This is a genomic window from Streptococcus pseudopneumoniae (assembly GCF_001068775.1).
GTDB lineage: Bacteria > Bacillota > Bacilli > Lactobacillales > Streptococcaceae > Streptococcus > Streptococcus pseudopneumoniae_N.
The window spans coordinates 17139-26744 of record NZ_JWAJ01000124.1; the positions used below are offsets into that span (position 1 = coordinate 17139).

Sequence of the window (9606 nt, forward strand, 5' to 3'; positions counted from 1 at the left end):
AAATATGTCAGAAATTAAATGGATTAAGATTACGACGGACATTTTTGACGATGAAAAAATACGTCTTATTGATGCACTGCCAGACCATGATGCCATTTTAGTTATATGGTTTAAAATCCTAGCTCTCGCTGGCAAACATAATCGCAACGGGCTTTTGATGATGTCAGATAAGGTTCATTACACTGATGAAATGCTTGCTACAATTTTTCAAAGGCCTCTAAATACTGTCAGAATGGCTCTGGGAGTCTTTGAGCAATTCGGGATGATTGAGATTATTGACGGTGTCATTACTTTGCCAAATTGGGAAAAACATCAAAATATTGATGGCATGGAAAGAATCAAGGAACAAACACGGAATCGTGTGGCAAGACATCGTGAGAAGCAAAAAAATCTAGCTCTCGGTAACGTTACAAGTAACGTTACAGTAACGGACGGTAACGCACTAGAAGAAGAAGGAGATAAGACTAAGATTAAGAATAGATTAGATAAAGATAAGAATATAACTACTACTAGTAATAGTGAAAATATCTTAGAACTATTTCAGTCTGAGTTTCGCAGATTGCTATCAGGTTTCGAAATTGAAGAAATCAATCATCTGTTGAACGAAAATGACTCTGAACTAGTCAAAGAAGCTTTGAGGACCGCTGTTAATTTAGGAAAACCAAACGTTAAATACATAGGTGGTATTTTGCGAAATTGGCAGCTGAATCAGGTTACAACAGTTGAACAGGTTCAACAATCTCAAAAACAACATCAAGAAAAAAAATCAGGTAAGGAGGCGACAGACGAATGGGGATTTTAGAACTTATCGAGCAATTTGAAGATGACTTTTATCCGATAAGCGAGGAAAAGAAGTCACTGCTTGCAAAACAATCTCTTTCTACTGCCACTGCTTGCTTGTCAGATATGGCCAGCTGGCAAGCTTGTGGAGGTAAGGTATCATGGTAACTGATGCACTCGAGGAAATGGCCTTATCTTACCATAGAAATACTGAACAGCAGGATGAAATTTGCGAAAAGCATGGAATTCCCTTGATCAAAATCCTCCGGACAAATGATGTCCTTTGTCGATTATGTGAATCAGAACGGATCCATGCAGAGAATCAAATAAAGGTCAATGAGTTGGCTGATGCTGAACATGAACGAGAGCGTAAGTTCTATCTTGAGAGATTCTCTCTCTATGATGATGTACTGAAAAATGCTACTCTTGATAACTTTGAGACACCTACTGAAAAAGAGGCTAAAAAATTGAAGTTTGCCAAAAAAATTTGTAGAGAGTGGGTAGGTGGAGCGAGAAACAATGTTGTTTTTCAAGGAGAAGCTGGAACGGGTAAAAGCCATCTTGCTTTTGCCATGATGAAAGCTTTATCAGAAGCTACAAAAGAAATTGCTATCTTTATCAATGTCACTGATTTACTGATGAAAATCAAGGCGGACTTTAGTCAGGAAGAGTTCCTGGTCAATAAGATTGCCAGTGCTAAGTTTTTGGTTTTGGATGATTTGGGTATGGAGAAGGACAGTGAGTGGTCCTTCAGTATTCTTTACAACATTCTCAACAAAAGGGCCAATACGGTTATCACGACTAATCTAACTGCACAAGAAATTCAGAAACGCTACGGTCGGCCGTTTATGAGTCGGTTGATGAAGGGTGTAGACAATGATCATCTGATGGTATTTAATGACTTAAAAAATAAAAGGAAAGATTACTTTTAGAGAGGTGGGACACCTTGTTATTAAGACTATATTTCGTCTACAATGGACACTGTCAATTTTTTCTTGGAAGTTTTTACAATGTGGATGAACTTATCGAACAGATGAAAGATCATCAGTGGGCTTTCTCAGGTATTACCAGACCAAAATTCAAGAAACACATCGGAAAAGACGATGTGAGGTTTGATTATGGTGCGGTAGATTGCTATTACTTAGCAACAAAATCAACGTGCCGCGAACCACGTTAAAAGCGAGCTAGAATATGCGTCAGACTTGGACGAATGACGTATAAAGAATTTGCTAGCTCTTGTGTCTTTGAGCCATGAGGGGCAAGAGCTGGATTTTTATAAACAGGTTAGATAAACCATGGAATATAGCAAAAAGGTAGTAATCGAAGGACTGAAACGCACAATCGAGCAAAACGAAGAGAATATAATCGAGTATTCGAAGCCGTGCGATTCACGGAAAAGACGCATTAGAGCGTTGGAGCGCGATTTGTTGAAGAAAAAGAATAAAGAATTGAGGAAGAAAGTGGAGGAGTTGGAAGATGAATAAACAGGAAGCGTTAAAAAGGATTGAGGCACAGAAAGAAACCATCATAAGACTTACTGGCTGGGCAGTTTATGTATATATAGAGGAGCTTATTAAAAGTCTTGACGAACCAGAAAAAGTCGTAGTACCGCAGTTTGTGGCAGATTGGATTGAGGAAGCTAGAAAATCTTGCAAAGACGTAGCAGACTTCTTCGATTTTGATTTCACAAATGAAGAAGTTGGTAAATGGTTTATGCAAGAACGACCGTTTGATTTAGCCGCTCGTGCATGGCTAGATGGCTACGAGATCGAGGAAGAGAACCAGTATGTGGTGACTTTAAAAAATAGGCAGCCTTTGGTCAAATCGCAATCAGGGAGTATTCTTTATTTTAGTCAAGATATAACAGCTGGGAATTATAAAGTTACCCGCAAAGAACTAGAAGAAGCTGGCTTTGGCTGGGTGTTCGATTGTCCGGGAATTGAAGTGGAGGAGGTGGAGTGATGGCTAGAAAGGTACAAACAACGCTTACCAAAGATATGTATGACCATGTCGAAGCCTTAAAAGAATATGGTGGTTATAGAAGCATATCAGAAGTGGTCAATAAAGCACTTGAAAAGTTAGTAAATGAACATACCGACAATGAAATATATAAATATTATTTGCAAAAAGTAAGAGATGGAAGAGAGGTCACAGATTGAAACGATTCATAGCAATCTGGATTTTATTGTCTGCTGGATTAAATATCTGGCAGAGTATCCACATTAAAAAACTAGAAGCAAAGCGCCCGATGGTTATCTATCGAGCCGATAATCAAGGTGCGGAAATCAAAGGCAGAGTTTTACAAAAGGAGAAGATTGGCGACATGTACACTATCACTATTAAAAGTTATGGCATTTTCGTAGTCACGCAAACAAGCTACGAATCATTGACGATTGGAGATGAGGTGAAATTATGATACCCAAATTTAGAGCGTGGATGAAGTCGCCAAAATGGATGTGTGATGTAACTAACATTTCATTTGATAGTAAGCTCGTAGATATCTGCCAGCAGGGAGATATTGAAAGATCTACAGAAATATCTGTAGAGTTTGACGAAATCGAACTCATGCAATCAACAGGACTCAAGGATAAGAATGGCAAAGAGGTATTCATCGGTGATATCGTTAAATGTACAAGAGGATGTTCCCATGAAGTATATCTAGAAAAAGAATACGGTGGCACATTCATAGGCGGAATGCCTGCCATATATCTAAAGGGATTGCTAAGTGGGTATGCGTGGACTGAAGACGAGGAAATCATCGGCAATGTCTACGAAAATAAGGAGCTTTTGGAGGATAAGGAATGAACCCAGAAATAATTGACAACGTAAACAAACCAAGCCATTATCAAGGACGATATGGTATGGAGTCTATCGATGCTTTAAGAAATTTCATGACACCAGAACAGTTAAAGGGCTTCTACTTAGGAAATAGTTTGAAGTATTTACTACGTCATCAGAAGAAAAACGGTCTTGAAGACTTGAAGAAGGCACGCAAGAACCTTGATTGGTTGATTGAGGAGATGGAACATGAGAATTAAGACATCAAATGGATCTATCATCAACGTTGACAAAATAAAGCATAGCATCACGATTGATGGTGTTGAGTATGGTTCAGATTGTCGTGCACTGGTTTCTAAGCACATAGATGGGACAGGGACTATTACATTAGTATTTGAAGGAAAAATGATTTAAAAAGGAGTAAAAACAATGTTTACACAATACGATAATGAAACAGGAAAAACTAAACTTACGAAACTTGCAAAAGGTGGCATCATCATGGTTGTTGCTATTACTTCACTTGGAATTTTTCGTCTCACGGCCGTGAAGCGCATCCCAGCTAATACGGTTGGAGTAAAGGTCAGTGCGATCGGAGGTGTTCAGGAAAACACCCTACAAACAGGCTATCATCTTAAAATTCCTTTCATCGATACCGTCTATACTCTTTCGACTTCAGTTCAGACGAAGACTATGGAAAAAATCACAACTCAGACCAAAGATGGTCAATGGCTGAATACTAACATTGATGTGAAGTATCGTGTGAATAAAGAAAAGGCCATGACGATCTTTTCAAACTACACCAAGTTAGAAAATGTGAATGAGAGTGTAATTGCGCCAGCAGTTCAACGGGCTATTGAATCTGTGACTGGAAATTACGATATCTATGATATTCTTGGAAATAAACGGACAGAAGTCTATGAAGGGATTGATAAGGCGCTAAAAGAAAAATTTGAATCTTATGATCTTGAATTTGTTTCATTCACAATAACTGATCAGGATGCAGGAGATGAGATTGAAGCAGCAATCAAATCTGAATCTGTCAAACAGAAGGAAATCGACACAGCTAAACAGGAACAAGAAAAAGCTAGGGTCGAAGCCGATACTAAGAAAGTTCAAGCTCAAGCTGAAGCGGATGCTGGTATCATCAAAGCAGAAGGTGAAGCCAAAGCTAACAAAGCTAAGTCAGACTCAATCACAGACAACCTTATCCGCATGAAGGAAGCGGAAGCCAGAGAAAAACATGGCTGGGTTACTGTCAATGGAGCTGGTAGCGTGATTACAAATCATGAGTAAAATATAAACGGCATAGAAACGAGGTGAGCGATGCCCTTCTTTCCTGATATAAATGAAATAAAAACGAAAGAGAATGCCAAAAGGATTCTAAAAGGATATCCTCGTTGGAGAAGAGTCGCAAATGACACTGATGGTCAGAGAGTGACCACCACCTACTCATTCATGCCACGAAATCCATTAAGCGGGAGAGATAGTCAAGTTGAAAAATTGGCTATACGAAAAGTTGATGCAGAGATTGAGCTGGATGCAATTGAGCAAGCTGTCAGTAGATTACATGATCCCCTCTATCGTAGGATACTTTTTGAGAAGTATCTTCAGTGGAATTGCAAGAAGGATGAAACAATCGCAATGGACTTGTCTCTTTCAGAAAGTTCATATTACGACATCTTGGATAAGTCTCTGATGGCATTTGCAGAGCTATACCGCAATGGAGAACAGATTGAAATTTTGGAGTAAATTTGGAGTTTTTTTGGAGTAAACTCGGAGTAAGTCCGGAGTAAATATATGATTTTATGTGCTAAAATTATATTATGAAATAATTGTAAAGGCAGGCACACCCTGTCTTTTCTTTTAGTTTGGAGGTGATATCGTGAAAAAAGTAGAACCAATTCGTGAGCTAGACGATATTGATAGAATGAAGAATTACTTGAAATCAAAGAGTGAACGAAACTATATTCTTTTCTTAGTAGGAATATATTCAGGTCTACGAGTAAGCGACATTGTTCCTCTTCAAGTGAAACATGTAGTTCAAGATAGAATTGAAATCAAAGAGAAAAAAACTGGCAAAATAAGAAAATTTGCAGTTAATCCAGAATTACGAAAGGCTTTGAATCGTTATATAAAAGAAAATCATCTTGAGAGTTACGACTATCTTTTTCCAAGTAGAAAAAAAGTTAGAGGTGACGGAGTAAGTATTAAACATATCGGTAGAGTGGCTGTGTATCAATTCTTGAACGATGCAGCTAAACATTCAGGACTCAAGCACATCGGAACACATTCGATGAGAAAAACGTTTGGTTATCATCATTATAAACAAAATGGGAATATAGCTATTTTAATGCAAATACTTAATCACTCTGCTCCAGACATCACATTAGATTATATTGGATACAATCAAGATGAAATTGATGAAAGTATGCTTACTTTTACGTATTAAAAGCACGCTTATTTATCATATTGAGAAATGGTAAATTAAAAAATAAGAAAAACCGGAAACCCATTGTCATGATTGGGCTAAACCATACTTTCTTGAAAGTCACAAAATATAAGATATGTTAAATATATGAGGGTGTCAGAGGTTGAAAAACTCCCCCCTACATCATAAAAATTTAACTACCTACCTCCCCAAAAAAGAAAGGCCCCTCCCTAAATGAATATCCCCCAAGAAAGACCAGACCGGAGTGGTCCTCACCGAGTCGCCTTTGAGAAAAATAAGAAGATTATTCTTAAGACAAGAAATACTTGTGGGATTTGTGGACTACCAGTAGACAAGTCATTGAAGTATCCACATCCTTTGTCACCAGTCATTGACCACATCATTCCAATTAATCGGAACGGTCATCCATCAGACATCAATAACCTACAGCTCGCGCACTGGCAGTGCAATAGACAGAAGTCTGACAAGCTTTATGCTGATGATAAATCAGCAAGTACAACTGTTGTTGGCAACAGAAATTTGCCACAATCGAGAGATTGGACAAAATATAGATCTTAAAATAAAAAATATATTAAATTATTTTTAATAAAAATATGAATTACCGGATTATTAGACTTAGAGAAAAATAGAAGAGTGTGAGGAAGTCCTAGCAGAGGATAGGGGGGTATCCCCCTCCCACTAGGCGCTCGAGGGCTTCACGCCGTCACTGTACATTTTTTCTCGCGCCAAATCATCACAAGAAAGGAGAACGGTTTGGAATTAAGAGGAATTGACTATCTCAGGAGAAAGTTGACTCTCTATCAGAGCAGAGTTAATCTGAGGTACAAGCATTATGCAATGCAACACCATGAAGCACCGACAGGAATCACAATTCCTCCACAAGTCAGGGTGAAGTACCAGGCTGTCCTTGGTTGGGCTGCAAAGGGCGTTGATAGTCTTGCAGATCGTTTGATTTTCAGGGAATTTGCTAACGATGATTTTAATGTTACAGAAATCTTTAATCGGAACAATCCTGATATCTTCTTTGATAGTGCTATTTTAGCTGCGCTGATTGGTTCGTGTAGCTTTGTCTACATTTCGAAGGGTGAAGATGATAAGGTGAGGTTGCAAGTCATTGAATCAAGTAATGCAACTGGTGTCATTGATCCTATTACTGGATTGCTTGTGGAAGGTTATGCGGTGTTGGCTCGTGATGATTACAATCGTCCAACGCTTGAAGCCTACTTCGAGCCTAATGCTACTCATTTTATTCCAAAAGATGGTAGTCCATACTCAGTTGTGAATGAAACTGGTATCCCTTTGTTGGTTCCAGTCATTCATCGTCCTGATGCTGTTCGTCCGTTTGGTCGGAGTCGTATCACCAGAGCTGGGATGTATTATCAGAAATATGCTAAGCGTACTTTGGAACGAGCGGATATTACGGCTGAGTTCTACTCATGGCCACAGAAATATATTCTTGGGCTTGATCCTGATGCAGAGCCTATGGAAAAATGGAAAGCTACTGTATCAAGCTTGTTGACGATTTCTTCTAGTGACAAAGGAGAGAAGCCGAGCGTTGGGCAATTTACTACCGCTAGCATGTCACCTTTTACTGAACAGCTCAGAACAGCCGCAGCTGGATTTGCTGGCGAAATGGGGCTGACATTGGATGACCTTGGTTTCGTTTCAGATAATCCATCATCTGTGGAAGCCATCAAGGCTAGTCATGAGAATTTGCGTTTAGCTGGGCGGAAGGCTCAGCGCTCACTAGGTGCTGGATTGCTAAATGTCGCTTATGTTGCAGCTTGTTTGCGTGATGAGTTTTGCTATACTAGAAGTCAATTTGTAAGAACCACAGTCAAGTGGGAGCCATTGTTTGAAGCGGATGCGAATACGATGACTATGATCGGTGACGGTGTTGTCAAACTAAATCAGGCATTACCTGGTTACATCAACGCAGAAACCATTCGAGACCTTACTGGTATCGCTGGAGATATGTCTGCTAGGCCAGTGATAAGCGAGGGTGGTTCAAATGGAGAATGATGTTTTACCTGGTATCTTGCAAGAGGTTCAGGAGAGATTTGAGAGAGATTTTGGTAAGAGCGAGATTATCAGAAATGCTTTTGCTACATTAAAAGCAAAAAAAGCCACTTACAAAACTGCAAATGAGTTTGCGATTGAAATTGGAGAGATTCTTTCTAAGGCTCTAGGAGCGTCTCTGAGCGCCGATAAATTACCAGATGGTAAAATGTATTACAATATCGCTCAGCGTTTGCTGATGGACGTGCTGGGACGAAATCACGAGCTTGTGAGTGGTTATGCTAGCGATGTTCAGAAGAATTTGAATGATGAAGCCAAAATCGGTCTCAAAGTGCAAGTCCCTGAATTGAATCAGGATCGAATAGCTGGCATTGTCAATCGCTTTTCGTCTGAGGAGAATTTTGAGGATGTCAGTTGGTTGCTTGGTGAACCTATTGTGAACTTCACTCAGTCCATTATCGATGATAGTATCCGGAAGAATGCGGAGTTTCATCATAAGGCAGGATTGCAACCTGAGATTGTCCGAAAATCGTATTTTCATTGTTGTGAGTGGTGCCAAGAAGTTCAAGGAAGCTATAAATATCCAAGAGTTCCAAAGGACGTTTACAGAAGGCATCAGCGCTGTCGTTGCACTGTAGACTATGATCCGAAAAGCGGAAAAACTCAAAATGTCTGGACGAAGAAATGGAATTCTATAGACAAAGAGAGAGTTGAGCGTAGGAAGTTAATTGGCATAGTATCTGTTGACGAGCTTGAGCAAAAGCGCTATAATAGGATTATGAAGAGTAGTGGTGCTGTGTATGGTGCTTGGAACGACAGAAATGATCCATACAATAAAGAGCGTGACCGACATGCTCAAGAATTTTATGAGAGTGTACGAAATCGAAATAAGCAACATGAAATAGTGAAGGTATCTAACAATAGCGGTCTTTCACAATCAGATGTTGAGAAGATTTATAACCATATTTTTATTAATGAGTATGATTTAGAAGATGGTCGGAAACGTTTTGACCCTAGCTATGATATGGCTGAGAGTTGGAGAAGACTTTCAGAAATCGGTGGCAAGAATATTCAACCTCACGACCTCGTAATGCTATATCACGAGTTGATGGAACACGATTTGATGGCAAAGGGAATGAAGTACGATGAAGCCCACGAACTTACTAATAAAAGCTATAACTACCAAAAAGCGTGGATTGCTTGGATGAAGCAGAAAGGAGACCTATAATGCTTAAACTTATTAAAATTTTCAATTCAAAAAGTAAGGGTTATTGGTATATTCCTGAAAACCGTGACCCAGGTATGATTGAGATTGATGAGCGCACTGGTGACGTTACAGTTGTCATTGAGTCGAATTATGATAAAGAACTAGGTTATCCTTACTATGCGAACAAGGCTCGTGGAGCAGTGAAGCAGATGTTGGATAGAGGAGAATTACCAAACGAGAAATCTTTCGCTTGGGGTTAAGCACTTAGAAAATTCTAAGTGCTTTTCTTATTTTTAATTTTTTTCAAAAAAACTCTTGACTTTTTGTGACCACTATTATATTATATAGTTGTGGCAACAGAAAGTAGGTGATG

17 protein-coding genes are annotated in these 9606 nt (G+C 39.1%); all 17 read left to right on the top strand.

Going from position 1 to position 9606, the window contains the following annotated elements:
• Nucleotides 1-4: 4 nt before the first annotated feature.
• The 17 genes from ADF68_RS07140 (at nt 5) to ADF68_RS11250 (ending at nt 9493) form a co-directional block, all read left to right on the top strand.
• Nucleotides 5-802 carry a phage replisome organizer N-terminal domain-containing protein gene (locus ADF68_RS07140; protein WP_049549212.1) on the top strand — a complete coding sequence of 266 codons (798 nt, stop codon included), beginning with the start codon at nt 5-7 and terminating at the stop codon, nt 800-802.
• Nucleotides 790-948, top strand: a complete 159-nt coding sequence (locus ADF68_RS11240) for a hypothetical protein (protein ID WP_180821094.1) — start codon at nt 790-792, stop codon at nt 946-948. The genes ADF68_RS07140 and ADF68_RS11240 overlap by 13 nt, the downstream gene beginning before the upstream one ends.
• Nucleotides 942-1712: an ATP-binding protein gene (locus tag ADF68_RS07145; protein WP_049549213.1), complete on the top strand. Its 771-nt coding sequence runs from the start codon at nt 942-944 to the stop codon at nt 1710-1712. Before ADF68_RS11240 ends, ADF68_RS07145 begins: the two co-directional genes overlap by 7 nt.
• A gap of 14 nt (nt 1713-1726) precedes the next feature.
• Nucleotides 1727-1957 (top strand): hypothetical protein, encoded by a 231-nt coding sequence (locus ADF68_RS11460; protein ID WP_080979395.1) that lies wholly within the window; start codon nt 1727-1729, stop codon nt 1955-1957.
• Nucleotides 1958-2256: 299 nt separating this feature from the next.
• Nucleotides 2257-2742: a DUF1642 domain-containing protein gene (locus ADF68_RS07155; protein ID WP_049549215.1), complete on the top strand. Its 486-nt coding sequence runs from the start codon at nt 2257-2259 to the stop codon at nt 2740-2742.
• Nucleotides 2742-2939, top strand: coding sequence for a ribbon-helix-helix domain-containing protein (locus ADF68_RS07160; RefSeq protein ID WP_049549216.1), 198 nt, complete (start codon nt 2742-2744; stop codon nt 2937-2939). Before ADF68_RS07155 ends, ADF68_RS07160 begins: the two co-directional genes overlap by 1 nt.
• Entirely contained in the window at nt 2936-3196 is a 261-nt protein-coding gene (locus ADF68_RS07165) for a DUF1372 family protein (protein WP_049549217.1), read from the top strand. The genes ADF68_RS07160 and ADF68_RS07165 overlap by 4 nt, the downstream gene beginning before the upstream one ends.
• On the top strand, nt 3193-3585 hold the full coding sequence (locus ADF68_RS07170) for a YopX family protein (protein WP_049549218.1): 393 nt from the start codon (nt 3193-3195) through the stop codon (nt 3583-3585). Before ADF68_RS07165 ends, ADF68_RS07170 begins: the two co-directional genes overlap by 4 nt.
• A complete protein-coding gene (locus tag ADF68_RS07175; protein WP_049549219.1) occupies nt 3582-3818 on the top strand; it encodes a DUF3310 domain-containing protein in 237 nt (78 codons plus the stop codon). Before ADF68_RS07170 ends, ADF68_RS07175 begins: the two co-directional genes overlap by 4 nt.
• Nucleotides 3808-3972 carry a hypothetical protein gene (locus ADF68_RS11245; RefSeq protein WP_186823215.1) on the top strand — a complete coding sequence of 55 codons (165 nt, stop codon included), beginning with the start codon at nt 3808-3810 and terminating at the stop codon, nt 3970-3972. Before ADF68_RS07175 ends, ADF68_RS11245 begins: the two co-directional genes overlap by 11 nt.
• 15 nt (nt 3973-3987) lie before the next feature.
• Nucleotides 3988-4851 (top strand): SPFH domain-containing protein, encoded by an 864-nt coding sequence (locus tag ADF68_RS07180; protein ID WP_049549220.1) that lies wholly within the window; start codon nt 3988-3990, stop codon nt 4849-4851.
• A gap of 30 nt (nt 4852-4881) precedes the next feature.
• Nucleotides 4882-5307 (top strand): ArpU family phage packaging/lysis transcriptional regulator, encoded by a 426-nt coding sequence (locus tag ADF68_RS07185; protein ID WP_049549221.1) that lies wholly within the window; start codon nt 4882-4884, stop codon nt 5305-5307.
• A 133-nt stretch (nt 5308-5440) separates the two neighbouring features.
• Nucleotides 5441-6007 (top strand): site-specific integrase, encoded by a 567-nt coding sequence (locus tag ADF68_RS07190; protein WP_049549222.1) that lies wholly within the window; start codon nt 5441-5443, stop codon nt 6005-6007.
• Between the two features lie 213 nt (nt 6008-6220).
• On the top strand, nt 6221-6565 hold the full coding sequence (locus ADF68_RS07195; RefSeq protein ID WP_049549223.1) for an HNH endonuclease: 345 nt from the start codon (nt 6221-6223) through the stop codon (nt 6563-6565).
• Between the two features lie 195 nt (nt 6566-6760).
• Nucleotides 6761-8029, top strand: coding sequence for a phage portal protein (locus ADF68_RS07200; RefSeq protein WP_049549224.1), 1269 nt, complete (start codon nt 6761-6763; stop codon nt 8027-8029).
• Nucleotides 8019-9254 (top strand): hypothetical protein, encoded by a 1236-nt coding sequence (locus tag ADF68_RS11465; protein ID WP_239665542.1) that lies wholly within the window; start codon nt 8019-8021, stop codon nt 9252-9254. Before ADF68_RS07200 ends, ADF68_RS11465 begins: the two co-directional genes overlap by 11 nt.
• Nucleotides 9254-9493 (top strand): hypothetical protein, encoded by a 240-nt coding sequence (locus tag ADF68_RS11250; RefSeq protein WP_049549225.1) that lies wholly within the window; start codon nt 9254-9256, stop codon nt 9491-9493. The genes ADF68_RS11465 and ADF68_RS11250 overlap by 1 nt, the downstream gene beginning before the upstream one ends.
• The last annotated feature ends 113 nt before the right edge of the window (nt 9494-9606 follow it).